Annotated in this window: 15 protein-coding genes and 1 pseudogene; 12 read left to right on the top strand and 4 right to left on the bottom strand. The window is 53.5% G+C overall.

Features of this window, described 5'->3' with window-relative positions; all coding sequences use genetic code 11:
• Positions 1–101 precede the first annotated feature (101 nt).
• Together aphA and ACQ0PY_RS22480 are read left to right on the top strand one after the other, a co-directional pair.
• The gene (gene aphA / locus ACQ0PY_RS22485; protein ID WP_042999042.1) at positions 102–815 is read left to right on the top strand and encodes an acid phosphatase AphA; all 714 of its coding nucleotides are present in this window, start codon (positions 102–104) and stop codon (positions 813–815) included.
• Between the two features lie 126 nt (positions 816–941).
• Positions 942–1298: an MmcQ/YjbR family DNA-binding protein gene (locus ACQ0PY_RS22480; RefSeq protein WP_042999043.1), complete on the top strand. Its 357-nt coding sequence runs from the start codon at positions 942–944 to the stop codon at positions 1296–1298.
• 41 nt (positions 1299–1339) lie between these two features.
• Here ACQ0PY_RS22480 and uvrA read toward each other — a convergent pair whose 3' ends face one another.
• Positions 1340–4162 carry an excinuclease ABC subunit UvrA gene (uvrA, locus tag ACQ0PY_RS22475; RefSeq protein WP_042999044.1) on the bottom strand — a complete coding sequence of 941 codons (2823 nt, stop codon included), beginning with the start codon at positions 4160–4162 and terminating at the stop codon, positions 1340–1342.
• A 252-nt stretch (positions 4163–4414) separates the two neighbouring features.
• Here uvrA and ssb1 point away from each other — a divergent pair, with 252 nt between their 5' ends.
• From ssb1 to ACQ0PY_RS22460, 3 genes and pseudogenes are all read left to right on the top strand, one after another.
• A complete protein-coding gene (gene ssb1, locus ACQ0PY_RS22470) occupies positions 4415–4942 on the top strand; it encodes a single-stranded DNA-binding protein SSB1 (RefSeq protein WP_042999045.1) in 528 nt (175 codons plus the stop codon).
• A gap of 186 nt (positions 4943–5128) precedes the next feature.
• Positions 5129–5392 (top strand): annotated as a pseudogene (gene tnpA / locus ACQ0PY_RS22465) (IS200/IS605 family transposase); the annotation flags it as partial.
• 287 nt (positions 5393–5679) lie between these two features.
• Positions 5680–6111, top strand: coding sequence for a universal stress protein (locus ACQ0PY_RS22460; RefSeq protein ID WP_042999046.1), 432 nt, complete (start codon positions 5680–5682; stop codon positions 6109–6111).
• Positions 6112–6176: 65 nt separating this feature from the next.
• On the opposite strand, the gene ACQ0PY_RS22455 is transcribed toward ACQ0PY_RS22460, so the two are convergent.
• Positions 6177–8885 carry a cation-transporting P-type ATPase gene (locus ACQ0PY_RS22455; RefSeq protein WP_109739579.1) on the bottom strand — a complete coding sequence of 903 codons (2709 nt, stop codon included), beginning with the start codon at positions 8883–8885 and terminating at the stop codon, positions 6177–6179.
• Between the two features lie 558 nt (positions 8886–9443).
• Positions 9444–9725, bottom strand: a complete 282-nt coding sequence (locus ACQ0PY_RS22450; protein ID WP_109739578.1) for a YjcB family protein — start codon at positions 9723–9725, stop codon at positions 9444–9446.
• A 596-nt stretch (positions 9726–10321) separates the two neighbouring features.
• Here ACQ0PY_RS22450 and ACQ0PY_RS22445 point away from each other — a divergent pair.
• Positions 10322–11908 (top strand): EAL domain-containing protein, encoded by a 1587-nt coding sequence (locus tag ACQ0PY_RS22445; protein WP_042999049.1) that lies wholly within the window; start codon positions 10322–10324, stop codon positions 11906–11908.
• Positions 11909–11910: 2 nt separating this feature from the next.
• Here ACQ0PY_RS22445 and soxS read toward each other — a convergent pair whose 3' ends face one another.
• Positions 11911–12234: a superoxide response transcriptional regulator SoxS gene (gene soxS, locus ACQ0PY_RS22440; protein ID WP_042321117.1), complete on the bottom strand. Its 324-nt coding sequence runs from the start codon at positions 12232–12234 to the stop codon at positions 11911–11913.
• 86 nt (positions 12235–12320) lie between these two features.
• Between soxS and soxR the strand changes: the two genes are divergently transcribed.
• The 6 genes from soxR to mgtA all read left to right on the top strand — a co-directional run bounded on the left by soxR (position 12321) and on the right by mgtA (position 21520).
• Positions 12321–12785, top strand: a complete 465-nt coding sequence (gene soxR, locus ACQ0PY_RS22435; protein ID WP_042321119.1) for a redox-sensitive transcriptional activator SoxR — start codon at positions 12321–12323, stop codon at positions 12783–12785.
• 254 nt (positions 12786–13039) lie between these two features.
• A complete protein-coding gene (locus ACQ0PY_RS22430; RefSeq protein WP_109739577.1) occupies positions 13040–13708 on the top strand; it encodes a glutathione S-transferase family protein in 669 nt (222 codons plus the stop codon).
• Between the two features lie 346 nt (positions 13709–14054).
• Positions 14055–15404: a guanine/hypoxanthine transporter GhxP gene (gene ghxP / locus ACQ0PY_RS22425; protein ID WP_044326546.1), complete on the top strand. Its 1350-nt coding sequence runs from the start codon at positions 14055–14057 to the stop codon at positions 15402–15404.
• Positions 15405–15553: 149 nt separating this feature from the next.
• On the top strand, positions 15554–17200 hold the full coding sequence (locus ACQ0PY_RS22420; protein ID WP_042999051.1) for a Na+/H+ antiporter: 1647 nt from the start codon (positions 15554–15556) through the stop codon (positions 17198–17200).
• 736 nt (positions 17201–17936) lie between these two features.
• A complete protein-coding gene (locus ACQ0PY_RS22415; RefSeq protein ID WP_042999052.1) occupies positions 17937–18632 on the top strand; it encodes an MgtC family protein in 696 nt (231 codons plus the stop codon).
• Positions 18633–18787: 155 nt separating this feature from the next.
• A complete protein-coding gene (mgtA, locus tag ACQ0PY_RS22410; protein WP_061069529.1) occupies positions 18788–21520 on the top strand; it encodes a magnesium-translocating P-type ATPase in 2733 nt (910 codons plus the stop codon).
• Positions 21521–21526 lie beyond the last annotated feature (6 nt).

Here is a 21526-nt window from a genome sequence, read left to right as displayed (position 1 = left end):
AGAAAATCCTTCCTTTCATCTGCCGCTGGGGTTATGGTCAGAGAGTTTGTCGAATAGTCGTACTAATAAAATCATAACTAAATGACTTAAAAGGGAAAAATATGCGAAAGATCACACTGGCGTTGAGCGCCATCTGCTTACTTTTCACGTTGAACCATCCTGCCAGCGCGCTGGCTTCTTCACCTTCCCCATTAAATCCCGGTACTAACGTTGCGAAACTCGCGGAACAAGCTCCTGTTCACTGGGTTTCCGTGGCGCAGATCGAAAACACGCTGACCGGTCGTCCGCCAATGGCCGTCGGTTTTGATATTGATGACACCGTGCTGTTTTCCAGTCCTGGTTTCTGGCGTGGAAAGAAAACCTGGTCCCCGGACAGCGAGGCGTATCTGAAGAACCCGGCATTCTGGGAGAAAATGAACAACGGCTGGGATGAGTTCAGTATTCCAAAAGAGGTCGCGCGTCAGTTGATCGACATGCACGTCCGTCGTGGCGACAGCATCTTTTTTATCACCGGTCGTTCGCCGACCAAAACCGAGACCGTATCGAAAACGCTGGCAGATAACTTCCACATTCCGGCGGCAAATATGAATCCGGTGATTTTTGCCGGAGACAAGCCGGGTCAGAACACCAAAACGCAGTGGCTGCAGGATAAAAATATCCGCATGTTCTATGGCGACTCGGATAACGACATTACCGCCGCGCGTGATGCGGGCATCCGTGGGATCCGTATTCTGCGCGCCTCAAACTCGACCTACAGACCGTTGCCGCAGGCTGGTGCGTATGGTGAAGAGGTGATCGTAAATTCGGAGTATTAACCGGCGGCTGAGCGTCTGCTGTTTTTTTAAACAAAATTGATCTGCCAGCTTTTACCTTTTGCTGTCTTGCTGCACACTGAATAGATGACATTTCAGTGGAGTATTACGCTTGCGAGGGGATTAACGATGACCAATTCGGAGTTACTGCAATACTGCATGGCGAAAATCGGCGCGGAGCAGAGTGTGCACAGTGACTGGAAAGCCACACAAATCAAAGTTGAAGATGTGCTCTTTGCCATGGTGAAAGAGGTGGAAGGTCGCCCGGCGGTATCTCTGAAAACCAGCCCCGAACTGGCGGAATTGTTACGCCAGCAGCACAGTGATGTGCGTCCGAGCCGACATCTCAATAAGGCACACTGGAGCACCGTCTACCTCGACGGCTCGCTGCCGGATTCACAAATTTATTATCTGGTGGATGCTTCGTACCAACAGGCGGTGAATACGCTGCCGGAAGAGAAACGCAAGCTGCTGGTACAGCCGTAAAAAACGCCGTTCAGTGTGAAAGATGAACGGCGTTTTGTCTTTTACAGCATCGGTTTCAGGAAGCGGGCCGTGTGTGAGGCTTCACATTCCGCCACGGTTTCTGGCGTACCGGAGACGAGGATTTCCCCACCGCCGCTACCGCCTTCTGGACCGAGATCCACGATCCAGTCCGCCGTTTTGATGACGTCCAGGTTGTGCTCAATCACTACGATGGTATTGCCCTGATCGCGTAACTGATGGAGCACGTCCAGCAATTGTTGGATATCGGCAAAATGCAGACCCGTAGTCGGTTCATCCAGAATATAGAGCGTCTGGCCGGTGCCGCGTTTCGACAGTTCGCGCGCCAGCTTCACACGCTGGGCTTCACCGCCGGAGAGCGTTGTCGCCGACTGGCCGAGACGAATGTAGGTCAAACCGACATCCATCAGGGTTTGCAGCTTACGTGCCAGCGCCGGGACGGCATCAAAGAATTCACGTGCTTCTTCGATAGTCATATCCAGCACTTCGTGGATGGTTTTGCCCTTGTACTTAATCTCCAGCGTTTCGCGGTTATAGCGCTTGCCTTTGCACTGGTCGCACGGCACGTAAATATCTGGCAGGAAGTGCATTTCGACTTTAATTACGCCATCGCCCTGACAGGCTTCGCAACGCCCGCCGCGAACGTTAAAACTGAAACGCCCCGGCGTATAGCCGCGTGAGCGTGATTCCGGTACGCCAGCAAACAGCTCACGTACTGGCGTAAACACGCCCGTGTACGTTGCCGGGTTGGAACGCGGTGTACGTCCAATCGGGCTCTGATCGATGTCGATGACCTTATCGAAATGCTCCAGCCCCTGCACATCGCGGTACGGCGCCGGTTCGGCGATCGTCGCACCGTTCAACTGGCGCTGTGCAATCGGGAACAGCGTATCGTTAATCAGGGTCGACTTACCGGAACCGGACACGCCGGTGATGCAGGTGAACAGGCCGACCGGCAGCGTTAACGTCACGTCTTTCAGGTTGTTGCCGCGCGCGCCGGTCAGTTTCAGCACTTTCTCCGGGTTTGCGGGAACGCGCTGTTTCGGCACTTCAATCTTGCGTTTGCCGCTCATGTACTGGCCGGTCAGGGACTCCGGCACCGCCATAATCGCTTCCAGCGGACCTTCGGCAACCACTTCGCCGCCGTGGACGCCGGCACCCGGACCGATATCAATCACGTGGTCGGCGGCGCGAATCGCATCTTCATCGTGCTCTACCACAATCACGGTATTGCCGAGATTGCGCAGGTGGATCAGCGTCCCCAGCAGACGTTCGTTATCGCGCTGGTGAAGGCCGATGGACGGCTCATCCAGCACGTACATCACGCCGACCAGACCGGCGCCAATCTGGCTTGCCAGTCGAATACGCTGGGCTTCGCCGCCGGAGAGCGTTTCCGCGGAACGGGACAGCGTCAGATAGTTGAGGCCAACGTTGACCAGGAACTTGAGGCGGTCGCCAATCTCTTTGAGGATTTTCTCTGCAATCTTCGCCCGCTGACCGGCGAGTTTGAGATTGTTGAAGAAGTCCATCGCATGGCCGATGCTCATGTCGGAAATGGTCGGCAGCGGTGTATTTTCAACGAAGACGTGGCGCGCTTCGCGCTTAAGACGGGTTCCTTCACAACTGGCGCACGGGCGGTTGCTGATGAACTTGGCTAACTCTTCACGAACGGCGCTGGATTCCGTCTCTTTATAGCGGCGTTCCATGTTGTGCAGTACGCCTTCAAACGGATGGCGACGCACGGAGGTATCGCCACGATCGTTCATGTATTTGAATTCAATACTCTCTTTACCAGAACCGTACAGCACCACTTTGTGTACGTTTGCGCTCAGGCTGGCCCACGGGGCTTCAACATCAAACTTGTAGTGTTCTGCCAGCGATTTCAGCATCTGGAAGTAATAGAAGTTCCGGCGATCCCAACCGCGAATGGCCCCGCCCGCTAGCGACAGCTCAGGGTTCTGGATCACGCGATCGGGGTCGAAATATTGCTGTACGCCGAGCCCATCGCAGGTCGGGCAGGCGCCCGCCGGGTTGTTAAAGGAGAACAGGCGTGGTTCCAGTTCGCGCATGCTGTAACCGCAGATTGGGCAGGCGAAGTTGGCGGAAAAGAGCAGTTCTTCTGCTTTTTCGTCGTCCATATCGGCAACCACCGCCGTCCCGCCGGACAGCTCCAGCGCGGTCTCAAACGATTCCGCCAGACGAGTGCTGAGATCGTCACGCACTTTGAAACGATCGATCACCACCTCGATAGTGTGTTTCTTCTGCAGTTCCAGCTTTGGCGGATCGGAGAGGTCACACACTTCGCCATCGATACGGGCGCGGATATAACCCTGGCTTGCCAGGTTTTCCAGCGTTTTGGTGTGCTCGCCCTTACGCTCTTTAATCACCGGGGCCAGCAGCATCAGGCGTTTGCCCTCCGGCTGCGACAGAACGTTATCCACCATCTGGCTTACGGTCTGCGCCGCCAGCGGAACATCGTGATCCGGGCAGCGCGGTTCGCCAACGCGGGCAAACAGCAGACGCAGGTAGTCGTGGATTTCGGTAATGGTGCCGACCGTCGAGCGCGGGTTATGGGACGTCGATTTCTGTTCAATTGAGATGGCGGGAGACAGCCCCTCAATATGATCGACATCCGGCTTTTCCATTAACGACAGAAACTGACGCGCATAGGCAGAAAGGGATTCAACGTAACGACGCTGCCCTTCGGCATACAAGGTGTCGAAAGCGAGCGAGGATTTGCCTGACCCCGAAAGCCCGGTCACGACAATCAGTTTGTCGCGGGGGATGACGAGGTTGATGTTTTTGAGATTATGGGTGCGGGCGCCCCGAACTTCGATCTTATCCATTCACCTTTCCCGGATTAAACGCTTTTTTGCCCGGCGCAGCAGGGTGCTACCGGCGATCACAAACGGTTAATTATGACACAATAAAACCTGAATGGATATACAGTATTGGAATGCAAAACGCAGAGTCTTATGTAACAATGTCCGGCTGAGGTTGTTTCGCGGAATCCGCGTCGCAACATAGTAAATTCGCTATTGGTAATGCTACAATCGCGCGTTTACACTTATTAAGAAACGTTTTCAGGAGACTCGATCATGGCCAGCAGAGGCGTAAATAAGGTTATTCTCGTGGGTAATCTGGGCCAGGACCCGGAAGTACGCTACATGCCGAATGGTGGCGCAGTTGCCAACATCACGCTGGCTACTTCCGAATCCTGGCGTGACAAGCAGACCGGTGAAATGAAAGAGCAGACAGAATGGCACCGTGTTGTGCTGTTCGGCAAACTGGCGGAAGTAGCCAGCGAATATCTGCGTAAAGGTTCTCAGGTCTACATTGAAGGTCAGTTGCGTACCCGTAAATGGACCGATCAGTCCGGCGTAGAGAAATACACCACGGAAGTGGTGGTGAATGTTGGTGGTACCATGCAGATGCTGGGTGGTCGTCAGGGTGGTGGCGCACCGGCAGGCGGTCAGCAGCAACAGGGTGGTTGGGGTCAACCTCAGCAGCCACAGGGTGGCAACCAGTTCAGCGGCGGCGCGCAGTCTCGCCCGCAGCAGCAGTCTGCCCCGGCAGCACCGTCTAATGAACCACCAATGGATTTCGACGACGATATCCCGTTCTGATCAAGCCAGTTTAGCGCTGTGCTAAATAAAAATAGAAAAGCCCCGTTTCTGACGGGGCTTTTTTGTACGCATAAAACCCCAGCCAGGCTGGAGGTTCCGGAAAGCTTTCAATTTTGAGACAGTTATTAAAACCCCTTGCGGTCTGGCAACTGCAAAAGTTAAACAAGAAATCAAAAGGGGATCCCAATGAGGGACGAAAAGAGCTTAGCGCACACCCGATGGAACTGTAAATATCATATAGTTTTTGCGCCAAAATACCGAAGACAAGCGTTCTACGGAGAGAAACGCAGGGCGGTAGGCAGCATCTTAAGAAAGCTGTGTGAGTGGAAAAACGTACGAATCCTGGAAGCGGAATGCTGTGCAGATCATATCCATATGCTTGTGGAGAGCCCACCCAAAATGAGCGTATACGGCTTTATGGCGTATCTGAAAGGGAAAAGTAGTCTGATGCAAATGTCAGATCGTATGCGCCTGTTAGGGCGCGGCTAGTAACAGAGCCTTATCGGCGCATCAGAAAAACCTCCGGCTATGCCGGAGGATATTTTTTTGTCAGTTTTTCTCACGCTACGTAAATAAATCTGCAGAGTTATCAGGAAGATAAATAAACTGCCTGAGATCAAATCGTGACGACGATTATCGATTATCCTGCGTTCGCAACTTTCACCCATTAAGACTGAACCTTGCCGGGCTTTTCAGGGAAACACGATCAGCCTGTCAGCGAACATAAGGAAATTAGAATGAACAAATCCATTTTAATGCCGGTTGATATTCTGGCGATGGACCTTTCTGACAAAGCGATTGCCTGGGCCGATCACATGCTCAATAAAGAAGAGGGCGTGCTACATCTGCTGCACGTTTTCCCTAAGCTGCAGGCGTCGCCAATGCGCGGCTTTGCTTCGGATATCAAAAAATACGAAGAGTACATGACCAACGATGCGCAGGAGAAAATGCTCGCGCTGGCGAGAAAATTCAAAACGCCGCTGGAGAGGATTCGCTTTGAAGTCCGACACGGCAATATTCGCGATGAGGTGAATGACGCGGCAGCGGCGCATAATGCCGAAATGATTATTATCGGCTCACGCAAACCGGGGATTGCCACCCATCTGCTGGGCTCGGCAGCCGCTAATATTTTGCGTTACGCAAAGGTGCCGGTAATGGTTGTTCGTTAATCCGTCATCGTAGACGAAAAAGGCCTCCGGTTTTGGGAGGCCTTTTTATTGCCGGATACCGCCGGTTAGTTCCGGCGGTATTTGCGGGTGAGGGGTTTCTCAATCTCAACAATGAAGAACAGCGCGATGCCGATGGCAAAGGTAATTCCCCAGTAGCGCAGCGGCAGAGCTTCAGTACCAAACAACATCTGCAGGAACGGCACGTAGATAATCGCCAACTGCAGCAGTAACAGAATACCGCTGACCAGCCAGATGCCTTTATTCATCAGCAGACCGCGACCCAGCGAGAAGCCATCGGAAACGCGGCAGTTGAGCATGTACACCCACTGCGCTGTCACCAGCGTTTGCAACAGGACGGTGCGGATGAATTCCGGGCTGTGACCGCGCGGCTGCAGCCAGGCTTCCAGCATAAAGGCACAGGCGGCAATTAGCGTACCGACAAATCCTACGCGCCAGATAGCAAAGCCATCCATCACGTTCTCATTACTCTGGCGCGGTGGGCGGCGCATGATGTTGCGCTCACCGGCTTCAAACGCCAGACCGAATGACAGCGTGGCGGAGGTTGCCATGTTCATCCACAGGATCAGCACTGGCGTCAGCGGGATCAGATTACCCGCCAGCAGCGCGACGATGATCAGCAGACCCTGCGCCAGGTTAGTGGGCATGATAAACAGGATGGTTTTCTTCAGGTTGTCGTAGACGCGGCGCCCTTCCTGTACCGCGCTGGCAATGGTCGCGAAGTTATCATCCGTCAGCACCATGTCGGCGGCCTCTTTCGTCACTTCGGTACCTTTAATACCCATCGCGATGCCTACATCGGCCTGCTTCAGCGCCGGCGCGTCGTTGACACCATCCCCGGTCATGCCGACGATCTCGCCTTTTTCTTGCAGGGCTTTTACCAGACGCAGCTTATGCTCCGGGCTGGTACGGGCAAAGATATCGTAGGTGACGGCCGCTTCGGCAAGTTCAGCCTCATCCATCTGCTCGAGTTCATAGCCCGTCACCGCATGTGTGCTGTTATGGATACCCAACATGCCGCCAATGCTCATGGCGGTTTGCGGGTGATCGCCGGTGATCATTTTGACGCGGATCCCGGCTTGCTGGCAGGCACCGATCGCCGCAATGGCTTCCGGGCGCGGCGGATCCATCATCCCGGCGATGCCGAGGAAAATGAGCCCCTCACTCAGACAGTCATGGGTCAGCGCATCGGCATCAGCACGCGCAGGCTTCCAGGCGGCAGCCACCATCCGCAAACCTTCTTTGGCATAGCGGGCGATTTCGGCCTCCCAGTGCGGCTGGGTAAAGGCTTCCGTGCCGTTCGCGGTTTGTTGCAACCGGCAGAGTTTAAACAGCACATCCGGTGCCCCGGTCACCAGTACGCGCTCGTCGTTGCCGATGCGATAGTGCGTCGCCATATATTTGTACTGGGAATCGAACGGGATTTTACTGCGCAGTTCGCTCTCGACGGCAGGCAACATGGCCTTGGCGGCCAGCACTTTCAGCGCCCCTTCCGTTGGCCCGCCGGTAATTCCCCAGTGCCCCTGTTCATCGCGAATCAACTGGCTGTCGTTGCACAGATCAATAGTACGCAGATAGCTTTCAAGCAGGCTGCCAGGCGCAATCTCTGCCTGCGCGTCGTTTTCCTCGACGTGGATCTCGCCCGTTGGTTCGTAGCTGTTGCCCTGCACGCGATAATTTTTATCCGCCGTGATGATGGCTTTAACCGTCATCTCGTTCATGGTCAGCGTGCCGGTTTTGTCGGAACAAATCACCGACATGGCACCCAACGTTTCAACGGTAGGCAGTTTGCGGATGATGGCGCGTTTGCGGGCCATGGTCTGTACGCCCAGCGACAGGATGATCGAGATAATCGCCGGTAAACCTTCCGGAACGGCCGCGACAGCCAGGCTAATTAACGAAAGCAGCAGTTCACCCATCGGCATATCGCGCAGCAGCAGACTGAAAATAAACAGCCCGAGCATCATGGCGAGAATAAGGGCAAAAATCGCTTTACCGAGTTTATCCATCTGCACCAGTAGCGGCGTACGGTGCTTTTCGATCTCCGTCATCATCTGGTTGATATGGCCCAGTTCCGTCGCCTCGCCGGTGGCGATTACCACGCCAAGCCCCGCCCCGGCGCTGATGGTGGTGCCAGAGAACAGCAGGTTTTTGCGATCGCCCAGCGGCAGTTCGCTAGTCAGCGCCTCTGCCGTTTTGTCCACAACGGTGGATTCACCGGTCAGGATAGCCTCTTCAACCCGCAGGTTATGGGCTTCCATGACACGAAGATCGGCGGGGATGCGGTCACCCGCACGCAGTACCACGATATCGCCGACAACCAGATCGGTCGTCGCGACCGTCTCATGTTGTCCGTTACGGACCACGACAGCGAATGCGGAGAGCATATTGCGGATGCTTTTCAGCGATTTTTCCGCGTTGTTTTCCTGAATATGGCCAATCAGGGCATTGATCACCGCGACGCCGAGGATGACGGCTGTATCCACCCAGTGCCCCATTACGGCGGTGAGGGCCGCTGCGGCGATCAGGACGTAGATCAGAACATCGTGAAAATGGGCCAGAAAGCGTAGCCAGGCGGGTTTACCCGCTTTTTCCGGTAGTGCGTTAAGGCCATCTCTGGCAAGACGTGCGCTGGCCTCATTGTGAGTCAGCCCGGAAGGTTGGCTCTGCTGATTTTTCAGAACCTCCTCAACGGTTAGCTGGTACGGCTTTTTTCCAGCGCATGGCGCAGAATGGAGACGATTGCTGTTCGGCATTCTGGTCAAAGTAAATTTCCTCAAAGAATAAAATTTTAATATTTTGAAACACGCGCATACTATTTGAATAATGCCTTAAGATGTTTGATATTAATCAATGGTATTTCGGTAAATATTATTTTATCTTTGAGTGAAGATGATATTTTCCCTTGTTTTTTATGAGGGTAAATGGAAGTGTAAATTTAGGAAAGGAGGTGTTTATGTTTGGAATATACAATGCCAAGAGATTGATTTTATTGATTATGTTTGCAATCGCTGTGGCGGCAATTAGCGGTATTTCAACCTATTTCTTTGTAAAATATCTGGGATGAGAATAATAAAAACAGTCTTCCTTACATAACTTTTAAATCCTGAAAAATAATGACATTAGGGAAATCAGAGACAACGGGGAAATATATTATGAAGCGCAGCCTGCCGAATAAACGGGCCGCGCCATATAAGCGAATAATCGAGGCGGGCTTGCTGAAATCGAAGGGGAATCGAGTGTGTCCACAACAAACACCGACGGGATTATCTGGAAACAATAAAAAAGCCTCCGTCAGGGAGGCTTAGGTGAAATCAGGTCAATACCATCGGCCATTCCGGCGGCGTCTGGCTCATTACTTCAACCATCACGGATTCAATGTTGTTCCAGATGGCGGAGAGATCCATCAGGGTGATGCCGAGTAATCCCGTCGCAAACCAACAGGCGGCGACAACCCCGAGCCCATTGCTGATCACTGCCAGACCAATGTAATCTGAGCGACGAAAGCGAATATTCAATGTGCTGGCGAGAAACATGAGCACAGCGCTCAGCAGCTGCCAGCGGAGAAGAACCACGCCAGTGGTTAGGGTAGCCATGAAATATTTCCTCTGAGAATAGCAGGTGCCCTGGACAGCGCGGCGTTTTCACGGGAGGCGTGGCGCACTCTGGCTATCGATGGGCATTCACATCAACACCGAATGAAACATTGTTTTTGTTTCATAATATTTGTGAACTATATCACGGTTAGGCGACCATTCGCCAGCCTGTCGACTTCTTTTTTGCCTGCTTTATAACCTTAATAAAAACATGGTTATTGATTCAATGATCGACACACTTTCACCGTGGTGCAACCGAAAAGCGCGACGTAATAAAGAGGCAATGGCTTTACCTTGTTTGTATTGTCAAAAAATAAGCAGACGAAGAAATTTAACTTAATTTCATTTTGAGAATGAGCCAACAAAACTTTCATAAAACACGACTCCTTTCGCTGAATGGATTACCCTTAATAAAATTAATCGTCACTGCGGGTTTGCTTTATGGTCGAATATTATCACCATCCTGCAATATCAGACTTTTGCTAATAAAAGTCTGTTGCTAATATTGATAGATTCATGCAACGTAACCACCTGTGTAATTTAGCATCCTGTCTTGATGATAACAGGCATATGAAATGCAGGGATATAGGGCTGAAATGAATCATCGGGTGCGACGCAAGGTGCTGAGGTTCCTCGGGATAATCATGGTGGTTTTGCTCCCCGTGATGCTGGCGCTATGGTTTGCCCACCTGCAAGCAACGTCCCAAACCAGTAAGCAACTGAGCATTTTTGCTCATCTGGCTTTAGATAAAACAGAACTGGTCGTTTTACAGGCAGACTTAGCCCGCGATGCCGCTGAACAGTATCAGGGACAAGCGTGTACGCCGGCGCATCAACAACGAATGTTGAATATTATCCGAGGGCGCCTGTATATCAACGAGTTAATTTATGCGCAAGGCGATCGTTTTTTATGCTCAACGGTAATGGCACCGTCAGCGCCCTATATTATGCCAACGGCAAACTATAAACGAAAACCCAATATCGCTATTTATTACTTTCGCGATACGCCTTTTTTCACCGGTTATAAAATGACGTATATGCAACGTGGAAACTATGTTGCCGTGATCAATCCATTGTCATATAGCGAAGTGATGTCCGAAGACCCCGAGCTGGCCTGGGGGGTCTATGACACGGTAACCAACACCTTTTTCTCCCTTAGCGAACAGGCCTGGGCGGCTCAACTGTTGCCACTGGTCCAGCGTAATCAGTCTGTATTCCGGCAGGACGACCGTTTTTATACCGTCGTCCAATCGGATAAACGCCCCATAGCGGTCATTGTGTCGACCTCGATGCAGCGGTTTTATCAGAATCTGTATCAGCAATTGCTGATCGCGCTTCCGTTGGCGGTCATCAGCAGTATTTTGCTATTAATGTTCTGGTCTCGGGCGCGTCGGCAATACTACTCGCCGCGGCGCATGCTCCAGCGCGCGCTTAAACAGCGTCAGCTTTGCCTGCACTATCAGCCGATCATTGATATCAAAAACGAGAAATGCGTGGGGGCGGAAGCGCTGCTGCGCTGGCCGGGTTGTAAAGATCAGGTGATGAGTCCGGCGGAGTTTATCCCGCTGGCGGAAAAAGAGGGGATGATCGCGCAGATTACCGACTACGTGGTGGAAGAAGTGTTCAGTGATATGGGGACGTTTCTGGCTGCAAATCCGCAGTTGTATATCTCTATCAACCTTTCCGCATCGGATTTCCACTCTTCACGATTGATTGCCATGATCGCGGATAAAGCGCGCGAACATGGCGTACTTGCGCAACAAATAAAAGTCGAAGTGACCGAGCGAGGATTTATCGATGTGCCGAAAACCACGCCGGTGATCCAGGCATTTCGTCAGGCAGGCTATGAAGTGGCGATTGATGATTTCGGCACCGGCTACTCTAACCTGCACAACCTCTATTCCCTGAACGTTGATATTCTTAAGATCGACAAGTCCTTTATCGATACGCTGACCACCAACAGTACCAGCCATCTGATTGCGGAACATATCATTGAGATGGCGCAAAGCCTGCGTCTGAAAACCATCGCAGAAGGCGTGGAGACGGCGGATCAGGTGAGCTGGCTGCTTAAACGCGGGGTGCAGTACTGTCAGGGGTGGCACTTTGCGAAGGCGCTGCCGCCGCAGGACTTCATTCACTGGCTGCAACAACCGCCCGCACTCCTGATGCAGCGCGGGCAGTAATACTACAGGCGGTGGCGGTAGTCGCTGGGGGTGCGATCAAATTCCCGGCGAAACACGCGGGAAAATGTCTGTTGCGACACATAACCTAAATCCATCGCAATATCGAATATCGGTCGCTCGGTGTTGCGCAGTTCAACGGCGGCCAACAGCAGCCGCCGCTGACGGATATAGTCACCCAACGTCTGGCGCATTACTGTGCGGAACATCCTCTGTAAATACCACTTTGAATAACCTGATTTTTTCGCGACCACATCAATGTTCAGCGGTTGGTCGATATGTTCATCAATCCATTCAATAAGAGTCTGAATAATTTGCTGATGGGACATATTGCTGCCTCCTTCTCAGTGTTCGATTCGTCTATTTGTCTGCGGGCGAGTATAATTCCTCAAGTTAACTTGAGGTAAAGCGATTTATGGAAAAGAAATTACCGCGTATAAAAGCGATGCTCACGCCGGGCGAAGTGGCAAAGCGTAGCGGCGTGGCGGTGTCCGCATTGCATTTCTATGAAAGCAAGGGGCTTATCAGCAGTATCCGCAACAGCGGCAATCAGCGCAGATACCGGCGTGACGTGTTGCGTTATGTCGCGATTATCAAGATTGCTCAGCGGATCGGTATCCCACTGGCGACTATCAGTGAAGCGCTGGGCGTGCTGCCGGAAGGTCATACCCTCAGCGCTAAAGAGTGGAAGCAACTCTCCTCGCAATGGCGCGAAGAGCTGGACCGTCGCATTCATACGCTGGTGGCGCTGCGTGATGAGCTGGATGGTTGCATCGGCTGTGGCTGCTTGTCGCGCAAAGACTGTCCGTTACGTAACCCCGGAGATCGGCTGGGCGAAGAGGGTACGGGCGCGCGTCTGCTGGAAGATGAACAAAACTAAAGCGCCGCAAGGGCGCTTTAGTTTGTTTTCCGGTCTTTGTCTTTCTCTCTATCCCGCTGGTTCACGGGAGGGTTTCCCCCGACGTCAACACCCCTCATTCGAGCACGTGGTGGAGGTTCCGGTTTGTGTTGATACTGTAAGTGTAAGCCGCGTTATCCCGTTTGCCAGTGTATCTGGCGACTTTTTAGGCGAATTTTTTTCGCCATCTCCCATAATTTACTAGAGTGAGTATGAGGAAATGACGGGAGAACATCATGCTGACGGTGCATCATTTAAACCAGTCCCGCTCACAGCGCATTCTCTGGGCGCTGGAGGAGCTATCGCTGCCTTACCAGATTGTGCGTTACCAGCGTGAAAAGAACATGCTCGCTCCGCCGGCACTGAAGAAAATTCATCCGCTGGGGAAATCCCCCGTAGTGGAAGATAACGGCGCGATCCTCGCGGAGTCAGGGGCGATTCTCGACTATTTGCAGGACACCTATGACAGCGAAGGGAAGTTTAAACCGGCTGATGCACAATCCGTTCTCCAGTATCGCTTCTGGTTGCATTACGCCGAGGGTTCGCTGATGCCGTTGCTGTTAATGAAGCTGGTCTTCACCAGTCTGGGGAAACCGCCCGTGCCGTTTGGTTTGCGCACGCTGGGCGGCGTGCTGGGGCAGGGCGTACAAAAAGCGTATCTCAATCCGCAACTGGAAACCCACGCGCGCTTTATTGACGCGCACCTCGCTGAGCGTCCGTGGTTTGCCGGAGACCATCTCAGCATGGCGGATATCCAGATGAGTTTTCCTCTTTTTGCGTTACTGGCGCGCGGTGGTATTGCCGATCTTCCCCATATCAGCGCGTGGAAAAAACGCGTGGAAATGCGTCCTGCCTGGCAACGTGCCATTCAGCAGGGAGGACCTTTTGCCATTCCCGGTGGTTGATGGCGGTTTTTTAACCGTCTTGCCTCCTGCATTTGCGACGCGATCCGGCTAACTATGTTGCCGGATTGCGCATTGACGATAACGTTTGCGCATCAGTTGGTGATTTCTTCAGCGTTAGTGCAAGAAATGAGTAAAAAGCGGCAAAGTTCAGTTGAAAATCCTCGTATGATCGCTGGATAATCGTTTGCTTTTTTTACAACCCGTTTTTTTATGCGCGGAGCTAAACGTTTGCTTTTTGCGACACCCCTCTTTGTCGCGATCAGAGCACAGGGAGTTGACGTTGCGCTGGCAGTGGATTGTCCACCACGCATAAGAACGAATAATAAACTCTCAGGGGATGTTTTCTATGTCTACGCCTTCAGCGCGTACCGGCGGTTCGCTCGACGCCTGGTTTAAAATTTCACAACGTGGAAGCACTGTCCGTCAGGAAGTGGTGGCAGGTTTAACAACGTTTCTGGCGATGGTGTACTCCGTTATCGTCGTGCCTGGCATGCTGGGTAAAGCCGGATTCCCGCCCGCGGCGGTGTTCGTCGCGACCTGTCTGGTGGCCGGTCTGGGGTCTATCGTCATGGGGTTGTGGGCCAACCTGCCGCTGGCGATTGGTTGCGCCATCTCGCTGACCGCCTTCACCGCGTTCAGTCTGGTACTGGGCCAGCAGATTAGCGTTCCGGTCGCACTGGGTGCGGTATTCCTGATGGGTGTACTGTTTACCATTATCTCCGCCACCGGGATTCGTAGCTGGATCCTGCGCAATTTACCGCAGGGTATCGCGCACGGTACCGGTATCGGTATCGGTCTGTTTTTACTGTTAATCGCGGCGAACGGCGTGGGTCTGGTTATCAAAAACCCGCTGGACGGTTTGCCGGTGGCGCTCGGCCACTTCGCTACCTTCCCGGTGATTATGTCGCTGGTGGGTCTGGCGGTAATTATCGGTCTGGAGAAACTGAAAGTGCCGGGCGGTATTCTGCTGACTATTATCGGCATTTCTGTCGTTGGTCTGATTTTCGATCCGGCGGTGAAATTCTCCGGCATTTTTGCCATGCCGTCGCTGAGCGATGAAACCGGTAAATCACTGATTGGCAGCCTGGATATCATGGGCGCGCTGAACCCGGTTGTTCTGCCAAGCGTTCTGGCGCTGGTAATGACCGCTGTGTTTGATGCCACCGGCACCATCCGTGCCGTGGCGGGTCAGGCGAATCTGCTGGATAAAGACGGGCAGATTATTGACGGCGGTAAAGCACTGACCACAGACTCCCTGAGCAGCGTGTTCTCCGGTCTGGTGGGTGCGGCGCCGGCAGCAGTCTACATTGAGTCGGCAGCCGGTACGGCGGCGGGGGGTAAAACTGGCCTGACCGCCATTACCGTTGGCGTGCTGTTCCTGCTGATCCTGTTCCTTTCCCCGCTTTCTTACCTCGTTCCAGTGTATGCCACGGCGCCTGCGCTGATGTACGTCGGTCTGCTGATGCTGAGCAACGTGGCGAAAATCGATTTCGCTGACTTTGTCGATGCGATGGCGGGTCTGGTGACGGCGGTATTCATTGTACTGACTTGTAACATCGTGACCGGCATCATGATTGGTTTTGCCACGCTGGTGATTGGCCGTGTGGTGTCGGGTGAATGGCGCAAGCTGAACATCGGCACCGTAGTGATCGCCGTGGCGCTGGTGGCGTTCTATGCCGGTGGCTGGTCCATTTGATTCCGAAAGTGATTCCGAAAAACGGGTGGCGTTTGCCGCCCGTTTTTATTTTCAGCACACACTCGTTGTCTTTTGCGATACTCTGAGAAAGGTAAAATTGAGGCACGACGCCTCTCAAACACATAAGAAACATCGCAAACAGGGAACGCATGGAAATCTTCTTCACAATACTCATCATGACCCTTGTGGTCTCGCTGTCCGGGGTATTTACGCGCGTATTGCCCTTCCAGCTCCCCTTACCCCTCATGCAGATTGCTATTGGCGCGCTGTTGGCGTGGCCCACGTTTGGTCTGCACGTAGAATTTGACCCCGAACTGTTTCTGGTTCTGTTTATCCCGCCGCTGCTGTTTGCGGATGGCTGGAAGACGCCAACGCGAGAATTTCTTGAACATGGGCGAGAGATTTTCGGTCTGGCGCTGGCGCTGGTGCTGGTCACCGTGGTCGGGATTGGTTTTCTGATTTACTGGCTGGTGCCGGGCATTCCGTTGATTCCGGCCTTTGCGCTGGCTGCCGTGCTGTCGCCAACCGATGCGGTTGCGCTTTCCGGTATTGTCGGTGAAGGGCGGATCCCTAAGAAAATCATGGGCATCCTGCAAGGTGAGGCGCTGATGAATGACGCCTCCGGTCTGGTATCTTTGAAATTTGCCGTTGCGGTGGCGATGGGCACGATGGTGTTTACCGTCGGCGGCGCGACGGTGGAGTTCTTTAAGGTGGCGATCGGCGGTATCCTCGCGGGCTTTGTGGTCAGTTGGTTGTACGGTCGCTCGCTGCGCTTTCTCAGCCGCTGGGGCGGCGATGAGCCAGCGACGCAAATCGTCCTGCTGTTCCTGCTGCCGTTCGCATCGTACCTGATCGCAGAACATATCGGCGTCTCCGGGATCCTCGCGGCGGTCGCCGCCGGGATGACCATCACCCGCTCCGGGGTGATGCGCCGTGCGCCGCTGGCGATGCGTCTGCGCGCCAACAGCACCTGGGCGATGCTTGAGTTTGTGTTTAACGGCATGGTCTTTTTGCTGTTGGGCCTGCAACTGCCGGGCATTCTCGAGTCGTCGCTGGTGGCAGCGGAGGCCGATCCGAACGTGGAAATCTGGATGCTATTTACCGATATCATTCTGATTTATGTGGCGCTGATGCTGGTGCGTTTCGGCTGGCTGTGGACGATGAAAAACTTCAGCATGCGTTTCCTGAAAAAGAAACCGATGGAGTTTGGCTCCTGGACGACACGGGAAATTTTGATCGCCTCCTTTGCGGGCGTTCGCGGGGCTATCACCCTCGCGGGTGTCCTGTCTATCCCGCTGCTGCTGCCAGATGGCAACGTCTTCCCGGCGCGCTACGAACTGGTCTTCCTGGCCGCTGGGGTGATTCTGTTCTCGCTGTTTGTCGGCGTGATTATGCTGCCGATTCTGCTGCAACATCTGGAAGTGGCCGATCATTCTCAGCAACTGAAAGAGGAGCGGATTGCCCGCGCGGCGACGGCGGAGGTGGCGATTGTCGCCATTCAGAAGATGGAAGAGCGTCTGGCGGCGGATACCGAAGAGAACATTGATAATCAGCTGCTGACCGAGGTGAGTTCCCGCGTCATCGGTAACCTGCGGCGTCGTGCCGACGGGCGTAACGATGTTGAGAGTTCGCTCCAGGAAGAGAATCTGGAACGCCGCTTCCGTCTCGCGGCGCTGCGTTCAGAGCGGGCGGAGCTGTATCACCTGCGCGCCACGCGTGAAATCAGCAATGAAACGCTGCAAAAACTGCTGCACGATCTCGACCTGCTGGAAGCGTTACTGATCGAAAATCAGTAACACCGTCATGTTGCCCGGTGGCGCTACGCTTACCGGGCATCGACCCGGGCGGCAGATTCAGCGGACCGTCGAATCCCTGACGGATATGTCCTGGAATCGCCTGGTGAGCGAAACGACGTCATTCTGAGCCATACCGATTTTCAGTCTGTAGAAAAGTAGTCAGGTCATACGTATCCCGCGTAGTGTATGGCAACAACAAGACCGGGAGACGGCAGATTTTAAATTTGCAGCCTTCAGGCTGCTTAGTTCTATCCCGCTATGATTGGTGCATGATAGGGCAGGATTAGGTGCTGATAGCAGCGATCGTGACGTCGATAATTAATGACGTCTTTGATTAGTGAATTAACCCCGGTTCGCGCCGGGGTGGGCTTTGAGCATTAAGGTCATTCTAAACAAATCGTCACTAAAGCGAGATTTTAACTTTACTCGAATAATTGAATGATTATAATGAGCACAAATTCATACAGGAGAAATATGTTGGACAGTCACCCTTATTTATACATAAAGGCAAGCTGACGTAATTTTTTCTGCGCTGCTTGCCTACCGGCGGGCAGCAATCTCCTCATCCAGACGATTGCATCCCATAAAGAATAACGCAGCATGGCTGCGAGGATAATCGTCATGTTCATGTTTAAAAATACATTATTCCCTCCACCGTCAACGCGACGTTAATCGCCTTTCCGGCGACAATTCGTCGTGTGCTTAATAAAGCACGTAGTTAATTCTTCCAACATAAATGGAGGAAGCTATGTTGATGTTTCCTTATATCGCAAATTTACTCGCTGCGATGCTATTGGGCGCGCTGATTGGCGCTGAAAGACAGTGGCGTCAGCGTATGGCCGGCCTGCGCACTAACGCGCTGGTCGCCACCGGCGCGGCGGTTTTTATTCTGAGCTCCATTTCAACCTCTCCGGACAGCCCTGGACGTATTGCCGCGCAGGTGGTTTCCGGAATTGGTTTTCTCGGTGCCGGCGTCATCATGCGTGAAGGCATGAACGTGCGCGGCCTGAATACCGCTGCAACCTTGTGGTGCTCTGCGGCGATTGGCGTGCTGTGTGGACTGGGCCAGTTCTGGCAAGCGGCGGCGGCAACGCTGATAATCCTCTGCGCCAATATTCTACTGCGCGAAGCGGCGCAGAGAATTAATCAGATCCCCGGCGCGACAGAAGAAGAGAAATGCTACGTTCTGAATATTGTCTGTCAAAGCGAATATGAAAACGCGATTCGTCAGCTATTGCTTAATATCAGTAAAGAGATGACGCTCAGCCTTCAGGGACTGGTGTCAACAGCAGCAAAAGAACAAGGGCATAAAGAAATTCGCATCGAACTGGTGGGTAATACCGACTGCCGCAAAGCGCGAGACCTTATTATGTCAAGAGTTGGCGGGGACGAAAACATTACGTCAGTCCGCTGGTGTGTCGAGGGGAGTTAACCTCGCGGCTATTCTACTCCGACAATCATTTGTCTAAGGAGGGAATGATGAATATTCCCAGGCAATTAAAGTAATAAGCGTTTAATAACGTAAAAATGAATTATGCATAAATCATTTATGCAGGGATAACGACGTCTTAAATTTGAGGATTAATCATGACTGACATGAAAATAGTAAACCGGAAAATAAACCGGTCTGCGTCAGAAAATGATAAGCAGCATAAAAAAAGCTTCGCCATTGAAACCGAGGCATTTAACAGCCCGGATCATACGCTGGCGCGGTTAAACAGCAGTCGCCACGGGCTCACCAACGAAGATGCCCTTGAACGACTGGATGAATATGGCCGCAATGAAGTGGCGCATGAGCAGGCGCCGCCAGCATTGATCCAGCTTTTGCAGGCATTCAATAACCCGTTTATCTATGTCCTGATGGCGCTGGCCGCCGTCAGCTTCGTGACCGATTACTGGCTACCGCTGCGTAACGGCGAAGAGACCGATCTGACCGGGATCATCATTATCGTCACGATGGTTAGCCTGAGCGGGTTATTGCGTTTCTGGCAGGAGTTTCGTACCAACAAAGCGGCGCAGGCGCTGAAATCCATGGTCCGCACCACGGCTACCGTGCTGCGTCGCGGTCCCGGGAATCTGGGGTCGGTGCAGGAGGAGATTGCCATTGAGGAGCTGGTGCCCGGTGACATCATCTTCCTGGCAGCAGGGGATCTGGTTCCGGCGGACGTCCGTTTGCTGGAGTCCCGGGACCTGTTTGTTAGTCAGTCGATACTCAGCGGCGAGTCGCTGCCGGTTGAGAAGTATGATGTTCTGGCCAGCGTTTCCGGCAAAGGGTGTGACAGGCTTCCTGAGCCGAACAAAAATAAAAGCCTGCTGGAGATGGGCAATATCTGTCTGATGGGCACTAACGTGACCAGCGGCAGGGCGCAGGCGGTGGTGGTGGCCACCGGAAACCGTACCTGGTTTGGCTCGCTGGCGAAATCCATCGTTGGCACGCGTACCCAGACGGCGTTCGACCGCGGGGTAAACAGCGTCAGCTGGCTGTTGATTCGATTTATGCTGGTGATGGTACCGATTGTGCTGCTGATTAACGGCTTCAGCAAAGGTGACTGGGTTGAGGCCTCGCTGTTTGCCCTGGCGGTAGCGGTTGGCCTGACGCCGGAAATGCTGCCGATGATCGTCAGCTCTAACCTGGCGAAAGGCGCTATCGCCATGTCGCGGCGCAAAGTGATCGTCAAGCGGCTGAATGCCATTCAGAACTTTGGCGCGATGGACGTGCTGTGTACCGATAAAACCGGCACGCTGACTCAGGACAATATCATTCTTGAGCATCACCTTGATGTCAGCGGTCATGAGAGCGACCGGGTGCTGACGCTGGCCTGGCTGAATAGCAGTAGCCAGAGCGGGGCGCGCAACCTGATGGACCGGGCGGTGCTGCGCTTTGGCGAGGGCAGGATTGCGTCAGCGACCAAAGAGCATTTTGTCAAACTGGATGAACTGCCGTTTGATTTTGTACGCCGTCGGGTATCGGTTTCGGTGGAAGATGTTCGCCACGGTGACAAAAGTCTGATCTGCAAAGGCGCTGTCGAAGAGATGCTGATGGTCGCCACGCATCTTCGTGAAGGCGATAACGTTGTGGCGCTGGATGAAACCCGACGCGATCTGCTGTTAGCCAAAACGAAGGATTATAACGCCCAGGGCTTCCGCGTGCTGCTGGTCGCAACTCGCAAGCTGGATGACTCCGCTCTGACCACGCCGCTGTGCACCGCCGATGAGCAGGGACTGACGGTTGAAGGGATGTTGACTTTCCTCGATCCGCCGAAAGAGAGCGCGGGAAAAGCCATTGCCGCGCTGCGCGACAACGGCGTGGCGGTGAAAGTCCTGACCGGCGATAATCCGGTGGTTACGGCGCGTATTTGCCTGGAAGTGGGCATTGATGCCCACGGCATCCTGACCGGGGCCCAGATTGAAGCGATGACGGATAATGAACTGGAGCGCGAAGTAGAAAAGCGCGCGGTATTCGCCAAACTGACGCCGCTGCAGAAGTCGCGCATCCTGAAAATGCTGCAGAAAAACGGGCACACCGTCGGTTTTCTCGGCGACGGCATCAATGATGCGCCGGCCCTGCGCGATGCGGATGTAGGCATTTCGGTCGACAGCGCGGCAGATATCGCCAAAGAGGCATCGGATATCATCCTGCTGGAAAAGGATCTGATGGTGCTGGAAGAAGGGGTGATCAAAGGCCGTGAGACCTTCGGCAACATCATTAAATATCTGAATATGACCGCCAGTTCTAACTTCGGCAACGTCTTTTCGGTACTGGTGGCCAGCGCGTTTATTCCGTTCCTGCCGATGCTGGCGATTCATCTGCTGATACAGAACCTGATGTACGATCTCTCTCAGCTCTCGCTGCCGTGGGACAAAATGGACAACGAATTTTTGCGCAAACCGCGCAAGTGGGATGCGAAGAACATCGGCCGTTTTATGCTGTGGATTGGACCGACGTCGTCTATTTTTGATATCACCACCTTCGCGCTGATGTGGTACGTGTTTGCGGCGAATAACGTCGAAGCCCAGGCGCTGTTCCAGTCCGGGTGGTTTATTGAAGGGCTGCTGTCGCAAACGCTGGTCGTGCATATGCTGAGAACGCAGAAAATTCCGTTTATTCAGAGTCGGGCGACGCTGCCGGTGCTACTCACTACCGCGGTGATTATGGCGATCGGGATCTACGTTCCGTTCTCGCCAGTGGGAGCGATGGTCGGGCTGGAGCCGCTGCCGCTAAGCTACTTCCCGTGGCTGGTCGCGACGCTGCTCAGCTATTGCCTGGTGGCGCAGGGCATGAAGCGTTTCTATATCAAACGTTTCGGTCAGTGGTTCTGATGATAA

It is taken from the genome of Citrobacter sp. LST-B2 (genome assembly GCF_057983045.1).
The sequence above is the reverse complement of the archived record's forward strand: the minus strand, read 5'-3'. Positions and strand labels throughout refer to the sequence as shown.

Excerpts from the sequence above, each read along its gene's own strand:
- aphA (WP_042999042.1), top strand. The coding sequence starts at position 102 with ATGCGAAAGATCACACTGGCGTTGAGCGCCATCTGCTTACTTTTCACG.
- ACQ0PY_RS22480 (WP_042999043.1), top strand. The coding sequence starts at position 942 with ATGACCAATTCGGAGTTACTGCAATACTGCATGGCGAAAATCGGCGCG.
- uvrA (WP_042999044.1), bottom strand. The coding sequence starts at position 4,162 with ATGGATAAGATCGAAGTTCGGGGCGCCCGCACCCATAATCTCAAAAAC.
- ssb1 (WP_042999045.1), top strand. The coding sequence starts at position 4,415 with ATGGCCAGCAGAGGCGTAAATAAGGTTATTCTCGTGGGTAATCTGGGC.
- ACQ0PY_RS22460 (WP_042999046.1), top strand. The coding sequence starts at position 5,680 with ATGAACAAATCCATTTTAATGCCGGTTGATATTCTGGCGATGGACCTT.
- ACQ0PY_RS22455 (WP_109739579.1), bottom strand. The coding sequence starts at position 8,885 with ATGCCGAACAGCAATCGTCTCCATTCTGCGCCATGCGCTGGAAAAAAG.
- ACQ0PY_RS22450 (WP_109739578.1), bottom strand. The coding sequence starts at position 9,725 with ATGGCTACCCTAACCACTGGCGTGGTTCTTCTCCGCTGGCAGCTGCTG.
- ACQ0PY_RS22445 (WP_042999049.1), top strand. The coding sequence starts at position 10,322 with ATGAATCATCGGGTGCGACGCAAGGTGCTGAGGTTCCTCGGGATAATC.
- soxS (WP_042321117.1), bottom strand. The coding sequence starts at position 12,234 with ATGTCCCATCAGCAAATTATTCAGACTCTTATTGAATGGATTGATGAA.
- soxR (WP_042321119.1), top strand. The coding sequence starts at position 12,321 with ATGGAAAAGAAATTACCGCGTATAAAAGCGATGCTCACGCCGGGCGAA.
- ACQ0PY_RS22430 (WP_109739577.1), top strand. The coding sequence starts at position 13,040 with ATGCTGACGGTGCATCATTTAAACCAGTCCCGCTCACAGCGCATTCTC.
- ghxP (WP_044326546.1), top strand. The coding sequence starts at position 14,055 with ATGTCTACGCCTTCAGCGCGTACCGGCGGTTCGCTCGACGCCTGGTTT.
- ACQ0PY_RS22420 (WP_042999051.1), top strand. The coding sequence starts at position 15,554 with ATGGAAATCTTCTTCACAATACTCATCATGACCCTTGTGGTCTCGCTG.
- ACQ0PY_RS22415 (WP_042999052.1), top strand. The coding sequence starts at position 17,937 with ATGGAGGAAGCTATGTTGATGTTTCCTTATATCGCAAATTTACTCGCT.
- mgtA (WP_061069529.1), top strand. The coding sequence starts at position 18,788 with ATGACTGACATGAAAATAGTAAACCGGAAAATAAACCGGTCTGCGTCA.